This window comes from Bacillus sp. 22-7 (genome assembly GCF_010628845.1).
GTDB classification, from domain to species: Bacteria; Bacillota; Bacilli; order Bacillales; family Cytobacillaceae; genus Cytobacillus; species Cytobacillus firmus_B.
On sequence record NZ_NJQY01000014.1, the window covers coordinates 285,516 to 309,912 of the forward strand.

25 protein-coding genes and 1 other annotated feature are annotated in these 24,397 nt (G+C 41.3%); of the genes, 24 read left to right on the forward strand and 1 reads right to left on the reverse strand.

Going from position 1 to position 24,397, the window contains the following annotated elements:
• The 13 genes from CE058_RS12840 (at nucleotide 1) to CE058_RS12900 (ending at nucleotide 12,125) form a co-directional block, all read left to right on the forward strand.
• A complete protein-coding gene (locus CE058_RS12840) occupies nucleotides 1-450 on the forward strand; it encodes a hypothetical protein (protein ID WP_163143100.1) in 450 nt (149 codons plus the stop codon).
• Between the two features lie 2 nt (nucleotides 451-452).
• On the forward strand, nucleotides 453-1,427 hold the full coding sequence (gene mraY / locus CE058_RS12845) for a phospho-N-acetylmuramoyl-pentapeptide-transferase (protein ID WP_048007888.1): 975 nt from the start codon (nucleotides 453-455) through the stop codon (nucleotides 1,425-1,427).
• Complete coding sequence (murD, locus tag CE058_RS12850) at nucleotides 1,428-2,780, forward strand: UDP-N-acetylmuramoyl-L-alanine--D-glutamate ligase (protein ID WP_163143104.1); 1,353 nt, start codon at nucleotides 1,428-1,430, stop codon at nucleotides 2,778-2,780.
• 169 nt (nucleotides 2,781-2,949) lie between these two features.
• Nucleotides 2,950-4,050, forward strand: a complete 1,101-nt coding sequence (spoVE, locus tag CE058_RS12855) for a stage V sporulation protein E (RefSeq protein WP_048007890.1) — start codon at nucleotides 2,950-2,952, stop codon at nucleotides 4,048-4,050.
• A gap of 285 nt (nucleotides 4,051-4,335) precedes the next feature.
• Nucleotides 4,336-5,439, forward strand: coding sequence for an undecaprenyldiphospho-muramoylpentapeptide beta-N-acetylglucosaminyltransferase (murG, locus tag CE058_RS12860; protein WP_163143107.1), 1,104 nt, complete (start codon nucleotides 4,336-4,338; stop codon nucleotides 5,437-5,439).
• Between the two features lie 66 nt (nucleotides 5,440-5,505).
• Nucleotides 5,506-6,414: a UDP-N-acetylmuramate dehydrogenase gene (gene murB / locus CE058_RS12865; protein WP_048007892.1), complete on the forward strand. Its 909-nt coding sequence runs from the start codon at nucleotides 5,506-5,508 to the stop codon at nucleotides 6,412-6,414.
• 192 nt (nucleotides 6,415-6,606) lie between these two features.
• Nucleotides 6,607-7,398: a cell division protein FtsQ/DivIB gene (locus CE058_RS12870; protein WP_048007893.1), complete on the forward strand. Its 792-nt coding sequence runs from the start codon at nucleotides 6,607-6,609 to the stop codon at nucleotides 7,396-7,398.
• A complete protein-coding gene (locus CE058_RS12875) occupies nucleotides 7,346-8,074 on the forward strand; it encodes a DUF881 domain-containing protein (RefSeq protein ID WP_163143109.1) in 729 nt (242 codons plus the stop codon). The genes CE058_RS12870 and CE058_RS12875 overlap by 53 nt, the downstream gene beginning before the upstream one ends.
• 69 nt (nucleotides 8,075-8,143) lie before the next feature.
• On the forward strand, nucleotides 8,144-8,875 hold the full coding sequence (locus tag CE058_RS12880; protein WP_163143113.1) for a DUF881 domain-containing protein: 732 nt from the start codon (nucleotides 8,144-8,146) through the stop codon (nucleotides 8,873-8,875).
• Nucleotides 8,875-9,243 (forward strand): small basic family protein, encoded by a 369-nt coding sequence (locus tag CE058_RS12885; RefSeq protein ID WP_019381715.1) that lies wholly within the window; start codon nucleotides 8,875-8,877, stop codon nucleotides 9,241-9,243. The genes CE058_RS12880 and CE058_RS12885 overlap by 1 nt, the downstream gene beginning before the upstream one ends.
• Before the next feature lie 124 nt (nucleotides 9,244-9,367).
• A complete protein-coding gene (gene ftsA, locus CE058_RS12890; protein ID WP_163143116.1) occupies nucleotides 9,368-10,654 on the forward strand; it encodes a cell division protein FtsA in 1,287 nt (428 codons plus the stop codon).
• A gap of 148 nt (nucleotides 10,655-10,802) precedes the next feature.
• Nucleotides 10,803-11,948 carry a cell division protein FtsZ gene (gene ftsZ / locus CE058_RS12895; protein ID WP_048007897.1) on the forward strand — a complete coding sequence of 382 codons (1,146 nt, stop codon included), beginning with the start codon at nucleotides 10,803-10,805 and terminating at the stop codon, nucleotides 11,946-11,948.
• A 3-nt stretch (nucleotides 11,949-11,951) separates the two neighbouring features.
• Complete coding sequence (locus CE058_RS12900; protein ID WP_156185091.1) at nucleotides 11,952-12,125, forward strand: hypothetical protein; 174 nt, start codon at nucleotides 11,952-11,954, stop codon at nucleotides 12,123-12,125.
• Between the two features lie 348 nt (nucleotides 12,126-12,473).
• Here the strand turns inward: CE058_RS12900 and hmpA are convergent, their stop codons facing one another.
• Entirely contained in the window at nucleotides 12,474-13,703 is a 1,230-nt protein-coding gene (hmpA, locus tag CE058_RS12905; RefSeq protein ID WP_048007898.1) for an NO-inducible flavohemoprotein, read from the reverse strand.
• 294 nt (nucleotides 13,704-13,997) lie between these two features.
• On the opposite strand from hmpA, the gene spoIIGA reads away from it, so the two are divergent.
• The 11 genes from spoIIGA to ileS all read left to right on the forward strand — a co-directional run bounded on the left by spoIIGA (nucleotide 13,998) and on the right by ileS (nucleotide 24,310).
• The gene (gene spoIIGA / locus CE058_RS12910) at nucleotides 13,998-14,936 is read left to right on the forward strand and encodes a sigma-E processing peptidase SpoIIGA (RefSeq protein WP_048007899.1); all 939 of its coding nucleotides are present in this window, start codon (nucleotides 13,998-14,000) and stop codon (nucleotides 14,934-14,936) included.
• A 44-nt stretch (nucleotides 14,937-14,980) separates the two neighbouring features.
• Nucleotides 14,981-15,700: an RNA polymerase sporulation sigma factor SigE gene (gene sigE / locus CE058_RS12915; protein WP_048007900.1), complete on the forward strand. Its 720-nt coding sequence runs from the start codon at nucleotides 14,981-14,983 to the stop codon at nucleotides 15,698-15,700.
• Nucleotides 15,701-15,868: 168 nt separating this feature from the next.
• On the forward strand, nucleotides 15,869-16,648 hold the full coding sequence (sigG, locus tag CE058_RS12920; RefSeq protein WP_026041699.1) for an RNA polymerase sporulation sigma factor SigG: 780 nt from the start codon (nucleotides 15,869-15,871) through the stop codon (nucleotides 16,646-16,648).
• A 94-nt stretch (nucleotides 16,649-16,742) separates the two neighbouring features.
• Nucleotides 16,743-17,012, forward strand: a complete 270-nt coding sequence (locus CE058_RS12925; protein WP_095242286.1) for a YlmC/YmxH family sporulation protein — start codon at nucleotides 16,743-16,745, stop codon at nucleotides 17,010-17,012.
• Nucleotides 17,013-17,081: 69 nt separating this feature from the next.
• On the forward strand, nucleotides 17,082-17,909 hold the full coding sequence (gene pgeF, locus CE058_RS12930) for a peptidoglycan editing factor PgeF (RefSeq protein ID WP_048007902.1): 828 nt from the start codon (nucleotides 17,082-17,084) through the stop codon (nucleotides 17,907-17,909).
• On the forward strand, nucleotides 17,910-18,596 hold the full coding sequence (locus tag CE058_RS12935; protein ID WP_159344832.1) for a YggS family pyridoxal phosphate-dependent enzyme: 687 nt from the start codon (nucleotides 17,910-17,912) through the stop codon (nucleotides 18,594-18,596).
• 4 nt (nucleotides 18,597-18,600) lie between these two features.
• Nucleotides 18,601-19,047 carry a cell division protein SepF gene (locus tag CE058_RS12940; protein ID WP_048007904.1) on the forward strand — a complete coding sequence of 149 codons (447 nt, stop codon included), beginning with the start codon at nucleotides 18,601-18,603 and terminating at the stop codon, nucleotides 19,045-19,047.
• A gap of 6 nt (nucleotides 19,048-19,053) precedes the next feature.
• Complete coding sequence (locus CE058_RS12945) at nucleotides 19,054-19,317, forward strand: YggT family protein (protein ID WP_009330847.1); 264 nt, start codon at nucleotides 19,054-19,056, stop codon at nucleotides 19,315-19,317.
• 65 nt (nucleotides 19,318-19,382) lie between these two features.
• Nucleotides 19,383-20,156, forward strand: a complete 774-nt coding sequence (locus CE058_RS12950) for a YlmH family RNA-binding protein (RefSeq protein WP_159344831.1) — start codon at nucleotides 19,383-19,385, stop codon at nucleotides 20,154-20,156.
• 453 nt (nucleotides 20,157-20,609) lie between these two features.
• A complete protein-coding gene (locus tag CE058_RS12955; RefSeq protein ID WP_048007906.1) occupies nucleotides 20,610-21,128 on the forward strand; it encodes a DivIVA domain-containing protein in 519 nt (172 codons plus the stop codon).
• 50 nt (nucleotides 21,129-21,178) lie between these two features.
• Nucleotides 21,179-21,444 (forward strand) — a binding site (T-box leader).
• Between the two features lie 94 nt (nucleotides 21,445-21,538).
• Nucleotides 21,539-24,310 carry an isoleucine--tRNA ligase gene (ileS, locus tag CE058_RS12960; RefSeq protein ID WP_163143120.1) on the forward strand — a complete coding sequence of 924 codons (2,772 nt, stop codon included), beginning with the start codon at nucleotides 21,539-21,541 and terminating at the stop codon, nucleotides 24,308-24,310.
• Nucleotides 24,311-24,397 lie beyond the last annotated feature (87 nt).

Below are 24,397 nucleotides of genomic sequence, written 5' to 3' on the forward strand. Positions count from 1 at the left end.
ATGTATTTGACTTATCAGGATTTAGCGGGATTGTTTCCGGCTGTCAAAGGAATAAAGGATAATGAGCTGGAATTTCATACCGTGGCATCGTCCTCTTCTGACCTGCAGCCAAAAGGAATTTATATTCCTTACGAGGAAGACGGAAATCTGAAGGAAGCTATTGAAAGAGGGGCTGTTGCTGCTGTCTGGAATGAGAATGCCGAGACTCCGGCATACACCCCAAATCATTTCCCTATTTTTTATACAAACGACTTAACGAAAGGCTTAAAGGATATCATGGAATTATATATTAATAAATTAAGTAAAGCAGAAGAAAAGATGAACACAACTAATTTCCTTATTTCGGATGAAGAAAGTCTTAAAGAAAACGAAACAACATATGATATTGCTGTAATGGCTGAAAGATTAGCGGAAGCTGCGGGTTATGCCAAGCGCGAAAGGAGGGGATAAGTATGATGGAGCAAGTTATTTTTTTCACAATATTGGCAGGTTTTTTAATTACGGTATTGCTGTCTCCCATATTCATTCCCTTCCTGAGAAGGTTAAAATTTGGGCAAAGCATCCGTGAAGAAGGCCCGAAATCCCATATGAAGAAGACAGGTACTCCGACAATGGGCGGGATAATGATTCTTCTTTCCGTCACGATGACCACTTTATTTATGACCGGTAAATTTTCACAGCCTGCAGTAGAAACATATTTGCTGCTTCTGGTTACCCTGGGGTTTGGACTCCTCGGTTTCCTCGATGATTTTATTAAAGTGGTTTTGAAGCGTAATTTAGGCCTGACTTCAAAACAGAAGCTTCTGGGCCAGATTATTATTTCAGTGATTTTTTATTTTGTTTATAAGCAGAATGACTTTTCAACAGAAGTACATATTCCGCTGACAGATATTTCGATTGATTTGGGCTGGGGATATGTTTTATTTATTATTTTCTGGCTGGTCGGATTCTCTAATGCTGTCAATCTGACAGATGGACTTGATGGACTTGTCTCCGGGACTGCCGCAATCGCTTTTGGAGCATTTGCAGTACTGGCCTGGAATCAATCCCAATTTGAAGTATCCATTTTTTCTGTAGCAGTAGTTGGAGCGGTATTGGGTTTCCTTGTCTTTAACGCCCATCCTGCAAAGGTGTTTATGGGAGACACAGGCTCACTGGCTCTTGGCGGTGCTATTGCGACCATAGCCATCCTGACAAAACTTGAAATCATCCTGATCATTATCGGCGGGGTTTTTGTTATTGAAACATTATCTGTTATTCTGCAGGTGGCCTCCTTTAAAACCACCGGCAGACGGATTTTCCGCATGAGCCCGCTTCACCATCATTATGAATTGGTAGGCTGGTCAGAATGGCGGGTTGTTGTTACGTTCTGGACGGTTGGGTTATTGTTTGCAATCTTAGGAATTTATATTGAGGTGTGGGTGTAAGTGAAAGAAGTCAATCGCTATCGACATAAGAAAATATTAGTACTGGGGCTGGCGAAAAGCGGAGTGAGTGCAGCTTCCCTTTTACATAAGCTTGGAGCATTTGTGACTGTTAATGATTATAAGCCGCTTGCAGAAAATCCTGAAGCACAAGGACTGCTTGAGCAGGGGATTACAGTTATTTGCGGTGGCCATCCCATTGAACTTCTTGAAGAGGGATTTGAACTGATTGTAAAAAATCCCGGTATACCTTATCATAATCCAATGATAAAAGGAGCCCTTGAAAAGGGCATACCGGTTATTACAGAAGTGGAGCTTGCCTATCAGGTTTCTGAAGCTCCTTTTATTGCGATTACTGGCACAAATGGAAAAACGACAACCACTACACTTGTGTTTGAAATGCTTCAGGCAGGGAGCAAGATGCCGCTGATAGCTGGAAATATTGGTACAGTAGCTTCCGAAGTTGCCCAGAATGCCGCGGAAGAAAACAATATCGTAATTGAGCTTTCATCGTTTCAGCTGATGGGCATTCAGGAATTCAGGCCGAGAATTGCCATTTTAACCAATTTATATGATGCCCATTTGGATTACCATGGCACAAGAGAAGAATACCATGCAGCCAAAGCAAACATTACGCTGAATCAGACTGAACAGGATTATTTCATTGTCAATGCCGACCAGGATAAAGTAATGGAAGCGGCTGCCCGGTCAAAGGCTCAGATCATTCCTTTTTCGACTTACAAAGTGCTGTCTGAAGGTGCATATGTGAAAGATGGCTGGATTTATTTTAATGATGAACAAGTGATGGAAAGAAAGGATGTATCATTGCCAGGAGAGCACAACCTTGAAAATATCCTTTCCTCAGTGGCTGCTGCCAAGCTGACAGGGGTGGGCAATGAAGCCATCAGCCGGGTCCTGGGATCGTTTACAGGTGTAAAGCACCGCCTGCAATATGTTGGAGAACATCAAAACAGGAAATTTTATAATGATTCTAAAGCAACGAACATCCTTGCAACGAAGAATGCGGTCGCAGCATTTGATCAGCCTGTTCTTCTTCTTGCAGGAGGTCTCGACCGCGGAAATAGCTTTGATGAACTCATTCCATCTCTTAAAAAGGTAAAGGCTCTGGTAACCTTTGGGCAAACTGCTGAAAAGATTGAAAAAGCAGCAATGGAAGCGGGAATAAAAACAATTGAGCGTGTCGATAATGTTGAAAAAGCCGTACCTGCAGCCTTTAAGCTTTCGGAGCCGGGAGATGTGATTCTGCTTTCCCCTGCCTGTGCAAGCTGGGACCAATATAAAACTTTTGAGGTTCGGGGAGACATGTTTATAGATGCGGTGCATAAACTTAGTTAAGGGCTTGTCTGCGGGACTTAGAAACTTTCAGCAAAGGCATTAATCTTCCTCGCGTGGCATTTAAGGCTTTAAAAAGGAACAAAAAACTGCCGGAAAGCGGGTAAGCTTATTTCGGCAGGGCATATTGTTCTACTTGACAGCCCTAAAACTTGCATTCGAGGTGTTTTCGTTGCCGGCTAAAAAAACCACTCCCGATTTTATATTAATGATCGTCACTTTAACGCTGCTTGCTGTAGGATTGACTATGGTATACAGTGCCAGTGCAATATGGGCAGATTATAAATTTGACGATTCTTTCTTTTTTGCGAAAAGGCAAATGCTTTTTGCCGGAGTTGGAATTATTGCGATGTTTTTTATTATGAATGTGGATTATTGGACCTGGAGAACTTGGGCAAAAGTGTTAATCATCATCTGCTTTGTGCTTTTGCTTCTGGTACTGGTTCCGGGCGTAGGCAATGTGAGAAACGGTTCCAGGAGCTGGATTGGCGTTGGTGCATTTTCCATCCAGCCTTCGGAGTTTATGAAGCTTGCCATGATTGTGTTTATGGCAAAATTCCTCTCCGAAAAACAAAAGCTGATCACTTCTTTCCGGAAAGGTCTTGTACCATCTTTAGGACTGGTGTTTTTAGCATTTGGATTAATTATGCTGCAGCCTGATTTAGGGACTGGAACTGTAATGGTGGGTACCTGTGTTGTCATGATTTTCATTGCAGGGGCCAGAATCAGCCACTTTGTCTGGTTTGCCGCTGCAGGTCTGGCCGGATTTGTGGCACTGGTTCTGTCAGCCCCTTACAGAATAAAGAGGATTACATCCTTTCTTGACCCATGGGAGGATCCGCTGGGCAGCGGTTTCCAGATTATCCAATCCTTATATGCAATTGGGCCTGGAGGGCTGTTCGGCCTTGGTCTGGGACAGAGCAGACAGAAGTTTTTCTATCTTCCTGAACCGCAGACAGATTTTATTTTTGCCATTTTAGCTGAGGAACTTGGGTTTATTGGAGGATCTTTTGTCATATTGTTATTTGCCCTTCTCTTATGGCGAGGCATCCGCATAGCTCTTGGCGCCCCTGATTTATATGGGAGTTTTTTGGCTGTTGGGATTATAGCAATGGTCGCTATTCAGGTAATGATCAACATCGGGGTTGTAACAGGTCTGATGCCTGTTACGGGCATCACACTTCCATTTCTGAGCTACGGGGGGTCTTCCCTGACACTAATGCTAATGGCTATAGGGGTTCTGCTTAATATTAGCAGATATGCAAGGTACTAGCGCATTTATAACATGCATTTTAGGAAACCCTGTGAAGCAGGGTTTCTTTTTTGGAAGCAATAACAAATCCGGCACGCTAAATTATCTAACTTGTTTGCAATTTTGCACATTATTACATTTCTTTAACATTATGATGTTCGTTCCTATCTATTTGTTTTGAATATAGTAGAATAGGGAAATGAGGGGGAGTGTTTGCTCTCCAACGCACTATTGCCCTTCATAAATATTTACCGGGGGCACAATAAATGAACACTATAGATTATTACTCTTTTATGAGGTGAAAGAATGAAAATTGCTGTTAGCGGCGGAGGAACTGGCGGACATATATATCCGGCACTTGCGCTTATAAGACAAATTCAGAAAGAACATAAGGATGCTGAATTTTTATATATAGGAACTGAGAAAGGGCTTGAAAACACGATTGTGAATCGTGAAAATATCCCCTTTAAATCAATACATATAACCGGTTTTAAAAGAAAAATCTCTTTGGATAATGTGAAAACTGTTTTAAGGTTCCTGAAAGGCGTTCGTGACAGCAAAAAGATGCTTAAGGAATTTAAGGCGGATGTTGTCATCGGTACAGGCGGATATGTATGCGGACCTGTTGTATATGCTGCATCCAGGCTTGGGATCCCAACCATTATTCATGAGCAAAACAGCGTCCCTGGATTAACCAATAAGTTCCTAAGCAGATATGTAGATAAAATTGCAGTTTGTTTTGAAGAAGCAAAGGCTTTTTTTCCGGAAACTAAAACCCTCATGACAGGGAATCCGCGTGCCTCAGAGGTATTGGGACAGGATGGAATCAGGGGTAGGCTGTCTGCAGGATTAAAGACAGGTGTTCCTGCTGTGTTGATTTTTGGCGGCAGCAGAGGAGCAAGGCCAATAAATGATGCAGTATTAAAAACACTGGCTGAGCTTGGTGAAAAGCCATATCAGGTTCTTTATATTACAGGGGATGTGCATTATGATGATGTACAAAAAGAAGTAGAACTTGTGGGAAATCCCGAAAACGTAATAATCAAACCATTTATTCACAATATGCCAGAAGTGCTGGCAGGAGCAAGCCTTGTCGTATCACGTGCAGGAGCCACCACATTGGCAGAAATAACTTCTTTAGGCATACCAAGCATATTAATCCCAAGCCCATATGTAACAAATAACCACCAGGAGAAAAATGCACGAGCGCTTAGTGACCATGGGGCTGCTGAGCTATTGCTTGAAAAAGAATTAACAGGCAAAAAACTTATTGATAGCATTGACCGAATTATTCTCAATAAAGATAAAATGGATAGCATGAAGGAAGCTTCGAGAAAGCTGGGAATTCGGGATGCATCAAATAGACTTTACAAATTAATGGCAGAATTGGTTTCAGATAGCGGGAAGTAGCCCTGAATCGTAAATTTGCATAGAATAAATAAATTTAGGATGAAATCAATAGAAAGGGAGGTAAATATGGACGAATTTATCAGCAAACTTAGAGAATTAAACATTGGAACAATCAAAGAAAATGAACCAATGGCTAATCATACAACAATGAAGATTGGCGGTCCCGCCGATTTGTTTATTGAGCCTTCTTCCATAGAAAACCTGGCAAAAGCGATGGAATTGATCCGTCAATTTGAATTGAACTGGAGAGCGATTGGAAGAGGATCGAATCTGCTCGTTTCTGATGGCGGCATAGAAGGCGTGGTCATTAAATTGGGCCGCGGCATGGACCACATGGATCTTAATGGAACAGAGCTGAAAGCTGGCGGAGGTTATTCATTGGTAGCCCTCTCCACCATAATCAGTAAAAAAGGCTTGTCAGGACTTGAGTTTGCCAGCGGGATTCCCGGGTCGGTAGGCGGAGCAGTTTATATGAACGCTGGTGCTCACGGTTCAGATATTTCGCAAATTCTGACCAAGGCACATGTTCTTTTTGAGGATGGGAAAATGGGCTGGCTCACAAATGAAGAAATGGAATTTTCTTATAGAACCTCCGTTCTTCAAAAGAAGCGTCCAGGGATTGTTCTTGAGGCTGTTTTTCAGCTTACAGAGGGAGACCGGGAAAAAATATCTTCCGCAATGCAAAGGAATAAGGATTACAGGAAGGAAACCCAGCCGTGGAACTTCCCATGTGCAGGCAGTATTTTCCGTAACCCGCTCCCTGAATATGCCGGCCATCTCATTGAGAAAGCCGGTTTGAAAGGCCACTCTATTGGAGGTGCTCAAATTTCCAATATGCATGGGAATTTCATCGTGAATGCTGGAGATGGAAAAGCGGAAGATGTCTTGGCGCTTATTCAGCATATTAAGGATACAATCTTTGATATGTACGGAGTAAAAATGGAGACAGAAGTGGAAATAATCGGTCGAAAGTAACGGGAAATAATACCTCACAGATACCATTTATTGTGATATAATGATTAATTAGATAATAGTATATGCAGTGTTAACGGCATGTTTCACATGCCGTTCTCTTCCCTATTTTTTTTATTGCATAAATTGTGCTGGACAAGCCATTTGATTAATTTAATTTATTGTCCTTGCGCTTTTCTTGATGGGGTGATAAATGTGGAGAAAAGTAAGGTTGTCTCGCTTGAGGATCGAATCCCGAAGCTTAAGCAGCAAAGAAAAAAGAAAGCGAACAGAAGGCTGATCTTTTTGCTGCTGCTTTTTTTCTCGCTGATTGTTTTAGTTATCTACTTTCAATCGCCCTTAAGCCATATTAAACAAATTATAGTATCCGGCAATTCAATTTATGATAAAGAAGAAATTATCCAAATCAGCGGTGTTACTGAAAAAACAAATATTTGGAAGGTTGATGAAGAGGGTATGGAGGGTAAGCTTAAAGAGCTGCCTGAAATAAAATCTTCATCTGTTAAGATTCAGCTGCCAAGCACAATCATTATACAGGTAGATGAATTAAAGCGCATTGCCTACATAGCGAAAGAGAAGCACTACCTTCCTGTTATGGAGAATGGGAGCATATTAAAGGATGAAAAAGCTGCAGAGATCCCTGTTAACGCACCAATCCTAAATGGCTTTTCTGAGGGTGACATCCTTGATATGATGATCGGAGAACTGGAAACACTGCCCGAAGAGGTATTAAATTCAATTTCCGAAGTCCACCACTCTCCAAAAAAGACAGATTCCAATCATATTACTTTGTATATGAATGATGGTTTTGAAGTCAGCGCTACACTAAGAAGTTTTTCAGAAAAAATGGCACACTACCCTTCTATCATAAGCCAGCTGGATCCCGAAAAAAAGGGAGTCATTGACTTGGAAGTAGGCTCTTATTTTAAAGCTTATGAAAAAGAGGGAGCTGAAGAGATTGAAGAAGAAAATGAAGGTGAAGGGTAATCATGTAATATTCTCCCTGGTCTTTCTCGTGCTGGGTTACATGATGGCTTTTTCCTATCACCTTACACAGGGAGAAGAAAAGCCGGCATTAAACGGGAAGCAATGGGAAAGAGACCTGGAGCTCCGTAATCAGCTTGTTGAACTTGAGGAAAAAAACAGAGCTCTTCAAAAAGAATTAAATCAAAAGCAGGAAAACGTTCTTGATATTGAAAAGGAGCTTTCACAGGAAGCTCAGGTTTATTTTAACCTAGCCGAGGATGCTGAGAAGTACAGGATGCATCTTGGAAAAGTTAAGGTAAAGGGCCCAGGTGTGGAAGTTACTCTTGCAGATGGCGATTACAATCCGGATGAAGATAACATTAATAATTATATTGTACATGAACACCATGTCTTTAAAGTGATTAATGAGCTCTATATTTCCGGTGCTTCCGCAGTTGCCATTAACGGGCAGAGGCTGTCGCACAGTTCATATATTGTATGCAACGGGCCTGTGATAGAAGTAGACGGCTATCAGCACCCTGCACCTTTTGTCATCACTGCCATTGGTGATGCCGAAGTGCTTTCGTCAGCTCTGAATCTGACAGGCGGAGTGAAAGATACATTGGTAGATGAAAACATCCAATTTACTCTAGAGGAAAAGGGCGAAGTTATCATTGAACCATTACTGGGTTCGTAAAGCCAAACCAGCATTCGTATAAAATTTGTCCACAGAATAATTTATTCGGGAAAGCAAGGTGGAATTAAAGTGGACAGCCAAAAGAAGTTCAGCTTTACCTTTATAACAGTTGTAATTGGCTTTATGATTGCCATACAGTTTCAAACAGTTAAGGAACCGGCTGTCCGGGATACGAGAGATACCTGGGAGCTTAGAGCTGACATCCTTAAAGAAAAGGAACTGCAATTAAAACTTTTGCGTGAAATCAGTTCAAATGAAGAAAAGATTGCCCAATATGAAACAAAGCGCAAACAAAGCAAAGAACAAGTGCTCCGTGAGACGCTGGAGGAATTAAAAATGGAAGCCGGTTTAAGTGAAGTGACGGGACCAGGCATAATCTTAACCATAGAACCGGTACATGAGGAGCTGCTCCTGGGCAAGCAGGCTGATTCTGTTTCCCCTGATTTACTCAAGCGGCTGGTCAATGAGTTAAATATGTATGATGCCATGCACATTTCCATTGGAGGCAGAAGGGTCATCAACACTACCGTCATTAGGGACATTAACAGGGAGACCATGATAGACGGCTATGCCTTAAAATCCCTGCCCATTGAAGTGAAAGTAATCACTGAGAATGTTCAATCTGCCGAGAAGCTTTTTAACCGCATGCAGGTATCAAAATCTGCAGAAGAATTTTTCATTGACAATCTTCGGGTAAAGGTGGAAAAATCTGAAGAGCCAATCACGGTCCCTGCATATGACGAGGCATTGAGAATCAGATATATGGAGCCTGTGAAACCTGATGAAGGAGGCAAATCATGATGTGGCTTCCCGTTTTAGGATTGATCATAGGTGTGATACTTGGACTTATGACAGATATAAAAGTGCCGGATGAATACTCGAATTATCTGTCCATTGCTGTTCTTGCTGCATTGGATACTCTATTCGGGGGGATTCGGGCACAGCTTCAAAACATTTATGATGAAAAAGTTTTCGTTTCCGGTTTCTTTTTTAACATCCTGCTGGCAGCAAGTTTAGCTTTTCTGGGTGTGCATCTTGGTGTAGACTTGTATTTAGCAGCAGTATTTGCTTTTGGGGTCAGGCTATTCCAGAATATTGCGGTCATCAGAAGAATATTAATTGCAAAATGGTCTCAAAACAGAGAAAAAACAGAAAAAAATGATATTTAAAAAAGGGAAAATATTAGTTTTGACGAATAATTTTATAGATAAACTAACTTTTTAAAACAAACAACAGCAAAAAATGATTGTTGTTCAATATTCGGGAATAGCAAAAAAAAGGAGGTGCCAGAGAATGAACAGCAATGAAATATATGTTAGTCTTGACATCGGTACATCCAGTGTAAAAGTAATCATTGGGGAAATGGTCAATGACTCTTTAAATATTATTGGTGTTGGCAATGTACATTCAGAGGGGCTGCGCAAGGGCTCTATTGTTGATATAGACGAAACAGTTCATTCTATTAAAAAGGCAATCGAACAGGCTGAGAGAATGATAGGAATGGAAATAAAAAATGTGATTGTGGGAATAACAGGCAATCATGTTATGCTGCAGCCATCCCATGGTGTTGTCGCGGTCTCAAGTGAAAATAGGGAAATAACAGACGAAGATGTTGCTAGAGTTATAGATGCGGCACAAGTTGTATCAATACCGCCGGAAAGGGATATTATTGATGTCATTCCAAAACAGTTTATTGTCGACGGATTGGACGAGATTAGTGATCCCCGAGGAATGATTGGTGTGCGTCTGGAAATGGAAGGCACCATTATTACTGGATCAAAAACGATTTTACATAACACACTGCGCTGTGTGGAACGCGCTGGCCTTGAAATCATGGATATTACACTTCAGCCTCTTGCGGCAGGTGCATTCGCATTATCCAAAGATGAGAAAAACCTTGGAGTTGCTCTTGTTGATATTGGCGGCGGCTCCACAACCATTGCCATTTTCGAGAATGGCTATTTAAAGGCAACCAGTGTCCTTCCTGTAGGAGGAGACCATATTACAAAAGACTTGTCAATCGGACTCCGCACTTCTACAGAAGATGCAGAAACAATTAAAACAAAGTATGGCTATGCCTTCTATGATCATGCATCTGAAGATGAGGTATTCAGTGTGCCTATCATCGGAAGTGATCAGCATCAGCAATTTAATCAGCTGGAAATTTCAGATATTATAGAAGCGCGAATGGAAGAGATTTTTGATCTTATCCAGCACGAAGTGAAACGTCTGGGTGCAAAAGATCTTCCTGGCGGCTATGTACTATCTGGGGGAGTAGCGAACACTCAGGGGATCCTTGAACTGGCACAGGATGTTTTCCAAAACAGAGTCCGCATTGCAATTCCAGATTATATTGGAGTGAGGGAACCGCAGTACACAACTGCTGTTGGATTGATTAAGTTCGCATATAAGAATGCAAAAATACAAGGCAGAAAAATGGAGCAGCCAGTGACTGTCCCTGAAGCAAAAGAAAACCGAGTGCAAAAACCGCAACCGCAACCGAAAACAAAGCCGGAAAAACAGCCGGAAGAAAAGATCACATCAAGAGTTAAAAAGTTCCTCGGATACTTTTTCGAATAACTTGATTTGATTCGCAAGGGTTAGGGAAACGGAATCGAAAGCCAAACGGCGTATATAAAAAGCACTGCAGCCCCATTATGGGAGTGCGTTAAAAAGCGAATCAAATAAAGGTGTTCTTAGGAATGTCGACGAATTAGGAGGATAAGTCATGTTGGAATTTGATACAAATTTGGATTCATTAGCAACTATAAAAGTCATCGGCGTTGGAGGCGGCGGTAACAATGCAGTAAACAGAATGATTGAGCATGGTGTTCAAGGTGTCGAGTTTATTGCAGTTAACACGGATGCACAGGCGCTGAATTTATCAAAAGCAGAAGTGAAAATGCAAATCGGAGGCAAGCTTACAAGGGGACTTGGGGCTGGTGCCAACCCTGAGGTAGGCAAAAAAGCAGCAGAAGAAAGTAAAGAGCAGGTAGAAGAAGCACTTAAAGGTGCGGATATGGTATTCGTTACTGCTGGTATGGGAGGGGGAACTGGAACAGGAGCGGCTCCAGTCATTGCCCAGATTGCACGCGATTTAGGTGCTCTTACTGTCGGTGTCGTTACGCGTCCTTTCACCTTTGAAGGCCGTAAGCGTTCCACTCAGGCAGCCGGCGGAATTGCTGCAATGAAGGAAGCGGTTGATACACTAATCGTCATTCCAAATGACAGGCTATTAGAAATCGTTGATAAAAGCACTCCAATGCTTGAAGCATTCCGCGAAGCGGATAATGTTCTTCGCCAGGGTGTTCAGGGTATTTCCGATTTAATCGCGGTTCCAGGATTAATTAACCTTGACTTTGCAGATGTAAAGACAATCATGTCCAATAAAGGTTCAGCCCTAATGGGAATTGGTGTGGCTGCAGGAGAAAACCGTGCAGCAGAAGCCGCGAAAAAGGCGATTTCATCTCCTTTACTTGAGACATCCATTGATGGCGCACAAGGCGTCTTAATGAATATTACTGGCGGGTCGAATCTAAGCCTGTATGAAGTACAGGAAGCTGCTGACATTGTTGCTTCGGCATCAGATCAAGACGTAAATATGATCTTCGGTTCCGTTATAAATGAAAATCTTAAAGATGAGATCGTAGTGACGGTCATTGCAACAGGATTTAATGAAGAAGTGATCCAGCCTAAGCCTACGAGGCCAACATTTGGACAGCCTAAATCTGCTCCAAATATGGGAACAGCTATGAAGCGTGAGCCAAAGAGAGAGGAAGCTCCACAGGAAACTGTAAGAAGCAGCCAATCTCATCAGCCTGAAGAAACGTTGGATATCCCGACGTTCCTGCGCAATCGGAACCGCAGAAGATAATATATGAATGAAAAAACACCTGGAATCGAGCTGATTCCAGGTGTTTTTTATGGTTGCTTTTTAATTATATTTACTGAGTTGATTGTAGCGGAAGGTGCGAAATCCTCGAAAATGCATTCGCATTTTCTTCGTGCGGTGTTTACTCAAGGAAGCTTATTCAAAGTCCTGCGGGAGTAGCGGGACAGGTGAGACCCCGCAGACGCGCAGCGTCGAGGAGGCTCACCGCCCGCACCGCGGTTCGCTGAGCAGCCTGGAGCGGAAATCAACGGGCAACATTGATAAGCGAAAAACAACAATTTATACGAAAGTAGACCTGAAAGTTTCTACACATTAAAGCATGGCTCAAAATGATGAGCCATGCTTATTAAACTTATCGCAGTCTAACGGGCAGTAAGACACTCACCTTAGGACTCAGATGAATCAAAGGAGAATAAGTGGGGGTCAAAACTGCCCGTAAAGGCCCGATTGGTTCCACTAACAAACAGTGGGGGATAAAGTACGCCCCCCACTGATTGAAGTTTCACTTTATACTGATTGGGTTTCTTTTAATTGCATTGATGGCCCGAAGAATTCATAGCGGATATTTTCATTTTTAAAACCTGCATCAAGCAATGCTTCATACATAGCCTGCATAAACGGAACTGGGCCGCACATATAAACCATACTTTCTTTATTTGGCACGATTGTTTTTAACCACTCAGAAGTAATATAGCCTTCTTTGCTGTAGACTTTTTCCGTTTTATCTTTATCTGTCGGCTTTTCATAGCAGAAATATGTTTTAACTAATGGATTATTCTTTGCAATCTCCTGAACTTCGCCGGTAAATGCCTGTACATTTCCATTAAGTGCAGCATGAATAAAAATAGTTTCATGACTTACTCCTGCTGCATCAAGATGGCGCAGCATGCTGTGCATTGGTGTAATGCCTACCCCGCCGCTAAGCAGAACCACGGGCTTATCCACATTCTCCAGAACAAATTCTCCGGCAGGGGCACTAATCTCTATCTGATCGCCTTCATTAAGGTCATTGTGAAGATAGCTGGAAACCTTTCCGTCTGGCTTTTCAGAGTAGCCTTCTTCTTTCTTTACAGAAATCCGGTAATAAGATTTTTCCGGGGAATCAGACAGGCTGTATTGGCGAATATGTGTGTATTCTTCACCTGGAATCGTTAATTTCACACTAATATATTGACCCGGAAGGTAACCGGAAATATTTCCTCCATCAGCCGGTGTAAAATAGAAAGATGTAATCACATCACTTTCTTTAACCTTTTTGGCCACAGTGAAAGTTCTGAAGTCATCCCAGCCTCCTGGCATATGTGCTGCATCCTCATAAAGGTTTTTTTCCAATCCGATGAATGCATCAGCTATCACACCATATGCTTTAACCCACGCATCAATAATTTCTTCAGTTGCTGCCTCTTGCAGTACTTCCTTAATTGCAAGAATTAAGTGTTCTCCCACAATTGGATAATGTTCAGGTTTAATGCCTAATGATCTGTGCTTATGTGCGATTTGTGTGACAACCGGAATAATAGCTTCGAGGTTATCGATATATTTAGCCGCAGCATATACTGAGTTTGCAAGTGCTTTTTGCTGACGGCCCTGTTTTTGATTGGCATGATTGAAAATGTTCAGCAGTTCAGGGTGATTTGTAAACATCAGTTTATAGAAAGTTTTCGTAATATCTTCACCGTGTTTTTCAAGTACAGGTACAGTGCTTTTAATAATTTCGATTGTTTTTGTGTCTAGCATATCAGCAAAACTCCTTTTTATTATTTTCACTGTCATTATAGTTGATAATGAAAACAAAAAATGTGATATAAATCACACCCTTTGAAATAGGAGGGGCAATGAATAGAAAAATAATGACAAAATCCGTTGGGAATAGGGAAAATTTCTATCTTTTTGCATACAGAAAGCGACACACTTTCTTTACTGAAATGCGCTATACTTTTTTCTAACAGAATCATAGCACTTTAACTATAAAAGAGAATTAGAACCTCACGTCAATCTATCAGATTCTGATTTTATAAAGGAGGAAGATAATTGACGGTCTATTTGGATGTTATCTGGGCATTGAATTTTATGTTTGACAGCCTGCTCCTTTATTTAACAGCCATAATTCTAAAAAGAGAAACTGGATTATGGAGGATTTTTGCGGGCGGCTTCATAGGATCCATCATTATTTTATTAGCATTTACACCTTTTAATGAATATTCAGGTCATCCGTTCACTAAGCTGCTATTCTCGATTGTAATGGTACTGGCTGTTTTCGGCTTTAAGCGTTTGCAATATTTTGTAAAAGCTCTCATGACTTTTTATTTTGCTACTTTTTTAGTTGGAGGCTCCTTAATAGGAATTCATTATTTTATCAATTTTGATTTTAAGCTTTCTTCATCTGTCATGATGGCCAGTATTAAAGGCTTTGGTGATCCAATCAGCTGGCTGTTCGTGGTTATTGGGTTTCCTCTTGCCTGGCATTTTTCAAAGAGAAATGTTGAGGGAATTGAGATGACAAAAATTCAGTATGACTCTTTAATCCTGGTGCGTGTTGTGATCAATGAAACTGAATATTGTTTCAAAGGCCTGATTGACAGCGGCAACCAGTTATACGATCCCATTTCAAAAATGCCTGTTATGTTCATATCCATAAAAGACAGGCTTGATGAGTTTCCGACTGAAATTAGTAAAATGGCAGGAAACCCGGAGGATATCATTATGGGCAGCGAGTCAATTGGAGTGGATTGGGAGCATAAAATGAGGGTCATTCCATGTAAGGTTGTTGGACAAGAACACCAATTAATCATAGGGTTCAAGCCTGACCGGATTCTCTTTGAAAAAGAGAATGAAATAATTGAAGCAGAACGCGGATTAATATCATTTTCCATGCAGCAGCTTTCATCAGACGATTCGTTTCAGTGCATCGTACACCCCAAGATGCTTACAGGCAGAAGTACAATGAAGCCGGATGCAAAAGTAAGTTAATATACTATACTCTGCACGAACTTAATTTAGAAGGAGGACAATTCATGAATAAGTTAAAACTTCGCTTATCCTACTATTGGTATAAATTGTTGATTAAGCTGGGGATCAAAACAGATGAAGTATATTATATAGGCGGCAGCGAAGCATTACCTCCTCCACTCAGTAAGGAAGAAGAAGAAATGCTCCTGATTAAGCTTCCAAAAGGAGATAAAGCGGCAAGGTCCATTTTAATTGAAAGAAATCTTCGTCTTGTTGTGTATATTGCCAGGAAGTTTGAAAATACAGGCATTAATATAGAGGACCTAATCAGTATTGGAACGATTGGGCTTATTAAAGCAGTAAATACATTTAACCCGGAGAAAAAAATCAAACTGGCTACATATGCATCGCGCTGTATTGAGAATGAAATTCTCATGTATTTAAGAAGGAACAATAAAATTCGTTCTGAAGTTTCCTTTGATGAACCACTAAATATTGATTGGGATGGCAATGAACTTCTTCTATCTGATGTTCTGGGCACTGAGGATGACATTATTACGAAAGATCTCGAAGCAAATGTTGATAAAAAGCTGCTGTTAAAGGCATTGCATCAGCTTTCAGATCGTGAAAAACAGATCATGGAGCTTAGGTTCGGCCTCGGATCAGGTGAAGAAAAAACTCAAAAGGATGTGGCGGATATGCTGGGAATTTCCCAGTCCTATATTTCACGCCTGGAAAAAAGAATAATAAAAAGACTTAAAAAAGAATTTAATAAGATGGTTTAGAAGTTTAAAGCCCGGAATATTTTTTACAAAATTTTGCAAGGTGAAAACCTAGTGTTAATGATGCTTTGACCATTTCCCCATCCGGAAGCCCGATTAGCCGGTGCATATTTTTCCTTTCCAAGGAGATACTGTTTTTTGTACAGCAGCTCCTGTGAGGAGGGAAATGGATTGACTCGAAATAAAGTAGAAATTTGCGGTGTTGATACTTCAAAGCTTCCAGTTTTAAAAAACGAAGAAATGAGAGAGCTCTTCAAGCAAATGCATAAGGGGGATATAACCGCACGGGAAAAACTCGTCAACGGCAATTTGCGCCTCGTATTGAGTGTGATTCAGCGTTTTAACAACAGAGGCGAATTTGTTGATGACCTTTTCCAGGTCGGCTGTATCGGTCTGATGAAATCTATTGATAATTTTGATTTAAGTCAAAACGTTAAGTTTTCCACCTATGCCGTTCCGATGATTATTGGAGAAATACGCAGGTATCTGCGTGATAATAATCCGATCCGTGTTTCTCGTTCTTTAAGGGACATTGCTTATAAAGCTCTGCAAGTAAGGGAACGCCTCATGAGTAAAACATCCAGGGAACCTACGGCTGAAGAAATAGCTAAAGAGCTGGATGTGCCTCATGAAGAAATCGTTTTTGCATTGGATGCCATCCAAGATCCTGTTTCCTTATTTGAGCCGATTTATAATGATGGCGGGGATCCAATTTATGTGATGGATCAGCTTAGCGATGAACGGAACAAAGATATTCAATGGATTGAGGAAATAGCGCTCAAAGAGGGAATGAGAAGACTGAATGAACGGGAAAAACTGATCCTCAGAAAACGCTTCTTCCAGGGCAAGACTCAAATGGAAGTGGCAGAGGAAATCGGCATTTCCCAGGCACAAGTTTCAAGGCTTGAAAAAGCGGCCATCAAACAAATGAATAAAAATATTCAAAGCTAGCAGCCAATTTGGCTGCTTTTTATATTTACTGAACATTTTTCTTGTAGAAGCAAACATATATTAAATAAGAACATAAATTGGGAGTGAAGTGTCGATGGTGAAAATATCTGAATTTCAAATGAAGGATGTTGTAAATGTAGCTGACGGCAAAAAGCTTGGAAATATTGGGGATATAGATATTAATATTAATACAGGAAAAATTGAAGCGGTCATTATCGGAGGAGCGGGGAAAGTATTAGGCTTCTTTGGCAGAGACGCAGATATTGTCATTCCCTGGAAAAATATCATAAAAATCGGTGAAGATGTCATACTTGTCCGCTATCAGGATGCGATTGAGCCGAAATATATAGAGGATGAAGCCTAAGAGTTGTTAATGGTGTCATCACTGCCTGCCTTGTGGTAAACTATAGAAAAATAAAATGGGGTTAATCGCATGGAACCATTTTCTTTAAAAAAGGAAGAGTATTTTGTCATAAAAAAGTGGGCGGATCGTTTTCCTAATATAATGGCTGGTTTTACAACAAAAAATGGCGGCTTCAGCCGCAATCAATATGAAACTCTAAATGCAGGATTACATGTAAATGACAGCTATGAAGCAGTCAGCCAAAATCGGCAGCATGTGGCTGACTTGCTTGGCTTTTCAATTGAAAATTGGGTTGGCGCTGAACAAACACATGATGTAAATATAAAAAAAGTTACTGAAAATGATAAAGGAAAAGGTGCTCTTGTTTATGAGGATTCCTTTTCAGGTACCGACGGCTTTTTCACATATTCTAAAGATGTCCTGATGACCCTATGTTATGCCGATTGTGTGCCCCTTTATTTCCTGCATGAAAAGACAGGAGCCATAGGCATTGCCCACGCCGGCTGGAAAGGCACTGTTGGCGGGATTGGCAGGAATATGGCTGAACTGTTTGCAGGTGAAGGCATAGACTTAAGAGAGGTCCAAGCCGTGATTGGCCCTTCCATTTGCGGAAACTGTTATATTGTTGATGATCGTGTTATTTCAAAAGTGCAAAAAATACTAGAAGATGTCGATATAAAGCCATATAATCAAATTAGTGACAATCAATTCCAGCTTGACCTAAAAGAACTAAATAGGAAAATCCTTTTAAACGCAGGGATTCCACATGAAAATATCATAATGACTGATTTTTGCACAAGCTGTCATGCAGACTATTTTTTCTCCCACCGAAGAGATAGGGGGAATACCGGCAGGATGATGAGTTTTATTGGCTGGAAGGAGGAAGCAGGGAACTAAATGAGAGTAGAGGAAAATTTAAATCAAATAGAGACTGCCATCCACGAAGCGTGCATAAAGGCGAACCGCAAGCGGGAAGAAATTACCGTAATTGCTGTTACTAAGTACGTTTCAGCGGAAAGGGCACAGGAAGCCTTTGAAGCAGGTATTCATCATTTAGGTGAAAACAGGGATGAAGGACTTCTTGCTAAATGGGAAGTTTTAGAGGACAGGCCAACCTGGCATTTTATCGGAACACTGCAAACGCGCAAAGTAAAAAATATTATAGATAAAGTTGACTATATTCATTCACTGGACAGGCTATCCCTTGCGAAGGAAATCGACAAGCGGGCGGATCGAAAGATAAATTGCTTTGTACAGGTCAATGTCTCAGGCGAAGCGTCGAAACAGGGAATAAATCCTGAAGAGGCAGGTGACTTTATTTCAAGCCTGGCAGATTATAAAAATCTCAATATCATTGGCCTGATGACAATGGCGCCACATACATCAGACAAGGATTTGCTGCGTGCCTGTTTCCGGAAGCTCAAGGACCTTCAAAAACAGGTTAAAGATCAGGGATTTGATTTTGCTCCTTGCACTGAGCTTTCAATGGGCATGTCCAATGATTTTTCCCTGGCAATTGAAGAAGGTGCCACAATGGTTAGGATTGGGACAGCTTTAGTAGGTCAAGAGGGTCAGGAGGTTTAATAAAATGAGTATAAAATCAAAATTTAAAACATTTTTCTTCCTGGATGATGAATATGACTATAAGGAAGAGGAAATCATCGAAGAAGAAAGAGAGCCGGTGAAGCAGGTGCAGAAACAGCAGCAGCCAGTTCAAAAACAGAACATTGTCAGCCTTCAAAGTGTGCAGAAATCTTCTAAAGTAGTTCTTGTTGAACCGCGGGTATACGCAGAAGCGCAGGATATTGCGGATCAGCTGAAGAACAGAAGAGCTGTTGTAGTCAATCTGCAGAGAATAGAAAAAGATCAGGCAAAGCGCATTGTTGACTTCCTAAGCGGAACCGTTTATGCCATCGGCGGAGACATTCAGAAGATTGGTACTGATATTTTCTTGTGTACACCTGACAATGTTGAAGTATCTGGGAACATCTCTCAGCTGATGAAAGAACAAGAATTAGAAAATACGAGGTGGTAGCACTTAATGGAATTAGTATTTGGAATATTGTCATCTGCAATTTATTATTACTCATGGGCACTGATTATTTATATTCTGCTGTCCTGGTTCCCTAATGCAAGGGAATCGGCTTTTGGCCAATTTCTGGCAAGGATCTGTGAACCGTACCTTGAGCCTTTCCGCAAAATCATTCCGCCGCTTGGAATGATTGATATTTCTCCGATTGTGGCTATCTTAGTTTTGCGATTTGCCACAGGAGGCTTGCAGCAGCTTTTTTATTGGATTTCATAAGACTGACAAAACTGGGCTATCAAAATGGCCCTTTTTTATTTGTGTAAAAGGAGGCCCGCAAAAATTTGTCTATTTATCAGCACTTCCGGCCGGAAGAAAGAGAATTTATTGACCAGGTCCTTAACTGGAAAAATCTTGTGGAAAATACATATGCACCAAAGCTTACTGATTTTCTTGATCCAAGGGAGCAGCAAATCCTAAAAAGCATCATAGGACAGGATTCGGGAATCTTATTTGCTTTATTTGGCGGAACAACAGGTGCTGAGAGAAAGAGAGCACTGATATTTCCGGATTATTATGAAAGCGATGAAGAAGATTTTAACATTCGGCTGTTTGAATTGGACTATCCAAAGAAGTTTGTTACCATTGAACACCCGCAAGTCCTCGGCAGCCTGATGTCACTGGGACTAAAAAGAGGAAAGTTTGGTGATATCCTATTTGAAGAGGACAGAATCCAGTTTTTTGCAGCTCAAGAAATTGAAGAGTACATCAGCCTGCAGCTGCAGTCAATTGGCAGAGCGACAGTATCTTTGAAAAAACAGCCTTTTTCTCAGGCGATTCAATCATCAGAAGTGTGGAAAGAAAGCTCCATCACTTCTTCATCCCTGAGGTTGGACACAGTCATCTCAGCCATCTACAACATCTCAAGACAGAAATCCCAGCTCTATATCCAACAGGGACTCGTTAAAGTCAATTGGACACAAATTGAAAACCCCTCATTTGAATGTCAGCAAAGCGACATCATCTCAGTCAGGGGCCAAGGCCGATCCAAAATCATAGAAATAGATGGGAAAACAAAAAAGGACAAATGGAGAATAATTGCCGGAAGGCAGAGGTAGTAAAGCAGGAGAGGGTTTTAACAAGCCTATATTGAGACTGTTTTTTTAGTTTATTGTTAAAATGCAACATGGTTAATCTGCTGAGTAGATCCTCGCTGTGGGCACTTGATCCTCGTAATGCTGAAGCATTTCCTTCGTGCGGTGTTCATTCGAGGAAGCTTATTCAATGTCCTGCGGGAGCCAGCGCGACAGGTGAGACTCCACAGGTGCAAAGTGCCGAGGAGGCTCACCGCCCGCCCCGCGGAAAGTAAGTGTCCGCAGTGGAAATCAACGGGCAACATTTATGAGCCAAAAATAATTAATAGAGAGTTAAAAGAATTAATTTTATTTGAAGGATTTTGAAACAACCTGTCGAATAAATAATCAAAAGACAGCGGAGTCTGCTATAATTAAAAAGAACCAGCAGGCTCAAACAAATGTACATAAGATCAACAGACCTGGGAGGTGGCACTAATGCCATTAACACCGTTAGATATTCATAACAAGGAATTCAGCAAAGGATTCCGAGGTTATGACGAAGATGAAGTGAACGAATTCCTCGACCAAATCATAAAAGACTATGAAATCCTGATCAGGGAAAAAAAAGAGCTAGAAGAAAAGCTCAATGAAACGAATGACCGCATTGGCCACTTTACCACAATTGAAGAAACACTTAATAAATCTATTGTGGTTGCACAGGAAGCAGCAGAAGAAGTCAAACGCAATGCTCACAAAGAAGCAAAGCTTATCATTAAAGAAGCTGAAAAAAATGCTGACAGGATAGTGAATGAATCCCTATCCAAAGCAAGAAAAATCGCATTGGATATTGAGGATTTAAAGAAACAGTCCAAGGTATTCCGAACACGCTTCAAAATGCTTGTTGAAGCACAGCTTGATATGCTGAATAACGATGATTGGGATCACTTAATGGAATATAAGCTGGACTCCACTGAACTCAAATCATTAAGAGAAGAAGAAGAATCACTGGCTTGACGAAAGCTGGAAATATCGCATATAATTTTAAAACAAAGTAAATACAATGTTTATCAACAATGAGAGGGACAGTACAGTCTTTTCAAATAGCTTATGTTCAGAGCGGCATACTCACTCTGTAAGCGAGCCGGGGATGGTGGAAGCCCGGGTATAAGCAAAAGCTGGAAAATCACCCTTGAGTTCCTTGCCGAACGTTAAGCAATCAGTAGGCCAAGGCGGATCATTCACGTTAAGAATGCTTTGAGCGGATGAAATTTCATTATATTTCATCTACAAGGGTGGTACCGCGGGAGAATAAAACCTTCTCGTCCCTTTTTGGGATGAGAGGGTTTTTTGTATTTTCCCGAGGTTTTTCTAAGCTCTCATTGGCTATCATGGTATTTAATGAGTTACAAACAGGAGGAAAAGGAATGGATTACAAAGATAGTTTATTAATGCCAAAAACTGAATTCCCAATGCGCGGCAATCTTCCAAAGCGCGAACCTGAAATCCAGGAGAAATGGGAAGAGATGAACATTTATGAAAAGGTCCAGGAACGGACAAAAGGCCGTCCGATGTTTGTTCTGCATGATGGCCCTCCATATGCAAATGGTGACATCCACATCGGCCATGCGCTGAACAAGATCTTAAAGGATTTTATCGTCCGCTCTAAGTCGATGACTGGCTATAATGCTCCTTATGTTCCTGGCTGGGATACACATGGTCTGCCAATTGAGCAGGCGCTGACAAACAAAGGCGTAAAGCGTAAAGAAATGAGTGTTGCTGAGTTCCGCGAGCTATGTGAAGAATACGCATATGAGCAGATCGACAGCCAGCGCGGACAATTTAAACGCTTAGGTGTCCGCGGTGATTGGGAGAACCCATACATCACACTTAAGCCGGAATATGAAGCTCAGCAAATTAAGGTTTTTGGGGAGATGGCAAAAAAAGGCTATATCTATAAAGGCAAAAAGCCTGTTTATTGGTCTCCGTCATCTGAATCAGCTTTGGCAGAAGCGGAAATTGAATATAAAGACAAACGTTCGCCATCCATTTATGTTGCATTTAAAGTAAAAGATGGCAAAGAAGTATTGGATCAAGATACTCATATCGTCATTTGGACTACAACTCCATGGACCATTCCGGCAAACCTTGGAATTTCAGTTCATCCGGACCTTTCTTATACTGTAGTTGAGGCAAACGGCAAAAAGTTTATGGTTGCAGAAGATTTATTGGCAGCTGTTGCTAAAGAGTTCGAATGGGAAGGTTATCAAGTTGTCCAGACGGTTAAGGGGACTGACCTTGAGAATGTAATTGCTGAACATCCGCTTTATGACCGTGATTCTCTTGTCATGCTGGGTGAGCATGTTACAACTGATGCCGGTACAGGATGTGTTCATACTGCTCCCGGACATGGGGAAGATGATTTCCAAGTCGGCATGAAGTACGGGCTTGACGTATTATGCCCGGTAGATGATAAAGGAAACATGACAAATGAAGCTCCCGGCTTTGAAGGGTTATTCTATGATGCAGCCAATAAGCCGATTACTGAGAAACTTGAGGAAGCAGGAGCATTATTAAAACTGACTTTTATTACGCACTCTTATCCGCATGACTGGAGAACGAAAAAGCCTGTTATTTTCCGTGCTACTGCCCAATGGTTTGCATCCATTAAGGATTTCCGCAATGAGCTTTTGGAAGCTGTTAAGGAAACAAATTGGTATCCTGCATGGGGTGAGACCAGACTTTTTAATATGGTCCGGGATCGCGGAGATTGGTGCATCTCCCGCCAGCGTGTATGGGGAGTGCCTATTCCGGTCTTTTATGCGGAAAATGGCGAAGAAATTATCACAGATGAGACGATTGAACATGTTTCAAACCTTTTCCGTGAACACGGTTCAAACATCTGGTTCGAGAAAGAAGCGAAAGAATTGCTGCCTGAAGGTTTTACACATCCAGGAAGCCCGAATGGCCAGTTTTCAAAAGAAACGGATATCATGGATGTTTGGTTTGATTCCGGTTCTTCCCACCAGGCAGTTCTTTTAGAACGCGATGATTTACAGCGTCCAGCAGATCTATACCTTGAAGGTTCTGACCAATACAGAGGCTGGTTTAACTCTTCACTTTCAACTGCGGTAGCAGTGACAGGGAAAGCGCCTTACAAAGGAGTGCTGAGCCACGGTTTCACCCTTGATGGTGAAGGAAGGAAAATGAGTAAATCAATTGGAAATGTAGTTGTTCCGGCAAAAGTTATGAACCAGCTTGGTGCGGACATTTTGCGTTTATGGGTGGCTTCAGTTGATTATCAGGCTGATGTCCGGGTATCTGATGCAATTCTGAAGCAGGTTGCAGAAGTGTATAGAAAGATTCGCAATACTTTCCGCTTCTTGCTTGGAAATCTGGATGATTTTAATCCGGCAGCAGACTTGGTATCCTTTGAGAATCTGCGTGAAGTAGATCAGTTTATGCTAGTGAAGCTGAACAAGCTAATCAAGAGTGTTCGCGAGTCCTATGATCGCTATGAATTTGCCAGCATCTACCACGCTGTCAACAATTTCTGCACATTGGACCTTAGTGCATTTTACCTTGATTTTGCAAAAGATGTCCTTTATATTGAAGCAAAAGATAATGCAGAACGCCGTGCAATCCAAACTGTTCTCTATGAGAGCCTGATTGCTCTTACGAAGCTTGTTGCACCTATTCTTTCCCATACATCTGATGAAGTTTGGAGCTTTATACCGAATGTGAAAGAAGAAAGTGTTCAATTAACAGATATGCCTGAATATACGGAGCTTCCGAACGCTAAACAGCTGGAAGATAAATGGACTGCATTCATGAAGCTTCGCAATGATGTCCTTAAGGCATTGGAAGAAGCACGTAATGAGAAGGTGATCGGCAAATCACTTACTGCTAAAGTAACCCTTTATGTAAATGATCAAGCCAAGAACCTTCTGGATTCAATTCAGGAAAATCTTCAGCAGCTCTTTATCGTATCTGGATTCGAAGTAGCAGGAAGCCTTTCAGATGCTCCTGAAAATGCCGTGAAATTTGAAAACACTGCTATTGTTGTTTCCAAAGCAGAAGGCGAAACATGCGACCGCTGCTGGACAGTCACTCCAGAAGTTGGCAAGACAGAAGGATATGACACGCTTTGCCCTCGCTGTGCTGATGTTGTAAAAAATAATTATAGCCACTTGGCTTAAATACCGGCAGTCCCTCAAATATTGGGGGACTGTTTTTAATTAACTTCTTCAAATCCTTTTTATAAATAATTCCACCTTCACTAAATG

Excerpts from the sequence above, each read along its gene's own strand:
- CE058_RS12840 (WP_163143100.1), top strand. The coding sequence starts at position 1 with ATGTATTTGACTTATCAGGATTTAGCGGGATTGTTTCCGGCTGTCAAA.
- mraY (WP_048007888.1), top strand. The coding sequence starts at position 453 with ATGATGGAGCAAGTTATTTTTTTCACAATATTGGCAGGTTTTTTAATT.
- murG (WP_163143107.1), top strand. The coding sequence starts at position 4,336 with ATGAAAATTGCTGTTAGCGGCGGAGGAACTGGCGGACATATATATCCG.
- murB (WP_048007892.1), top strand. The coding sequence starts at position 5,506 with ATGGACGAATTTATCAGCAAACTTAGAGAATTAAACATTGGAACAATC.
- CE058_RS12875 (WP_163143109.1), top strand. The coding sequence starts at position 7,346 with ATGAAAAAGAGGGAGCTGAAGAGATTGAAGAAGAAAATGAAGGTGAAG.
- CE058_RS12885 (WP_019381715.1), top strand. The coding sequence starts at position 8,875 with ATGTGGCTTCCCGTTTTAGGATTGATCATAGGTGTGATACTTGGACTT.
- ftsA (WP_163143116.1), top strand. The coding sequence starts at position 9,368 with ATGAACAGCAATGAAATATATGTTAGTCTTGACATCGGTACATCCAGT.
- ftsZ (WP_048007897.1), top strand. The coding sequence starts at position 10,803 with ATGTTGGAATTTGATACAAATTTGGATTCATTAGCAACTATAAAAGTC.
- CE058_RS12900 (WP_156185091.1), top strand. The coding sequence starts at position 11,952 with ATGAATGAAAAAACACCTGGAATCGAGCTGATTCCAGGTGTTTTTTAT.
- hmpA (WP_048007898.1), bottom strand. The coding sequence starts at position 13,703 with ATGCTAGACACAAAAACAATCGAAATTATTAAAAGCACTGTACCTGTA.
- sigE (WP_048007900.1), top strand. The coding sequence starts at position 14,981 with ATGAATAAGTTAAAACTTCGCTTATCCTACTATTGGTATAAATTGTTG.
- CE058_RS12925 (WP_095242286.1), top strand. The coding sequence starts at position 16,743 with ATGGTGAAAATATCTGAATTTCAAATGAAGGATGTTGTAAATGTAGCT.
- pgeF (WP_048007902.1), top strand. The coding sequence starts at position 17,082 with ATGGAACCATTTTCTTTAAAAAAGGAAGAGTATTTTGTCATAAAAAAG.
- CE058_RS12935 (WP_159344832.1), top strand. The coding sequence starts at position 17,910 with ATGAGAGTAGAGGAAAATTTAAATCAAATAGAGACTGCCATCCACGAA.
- CE058_RS12940 (WP_048007904.1), top strand. The coding sequence starts at position 18,601 with ATGAGTATAAAATCAAAATTTAAAACATTTTTCTTCCTGGATGATGAA.
- CE058_RS12945 (WP_009330847.1), top strand. The coding sequence starts at position 19,054 with ATGGAATTAGTATTTGGAATATTGTCATCTGCAATTTATTATTACTCA.
- CE058_RS12955 (WP_048007906.1), top strand. The coding sequence starts at position 20,610 with ATGCCATTAACACCGTTAGATATTCATAACAAGGAATTCAGCAAAGGA.
- ileS (WP_163143120.1), top strand. The coding sequence starts at position 21,539 with ATGGATTACAAAGATAGTTTATTAATGCCAAAAACTGAATTCCCAATG.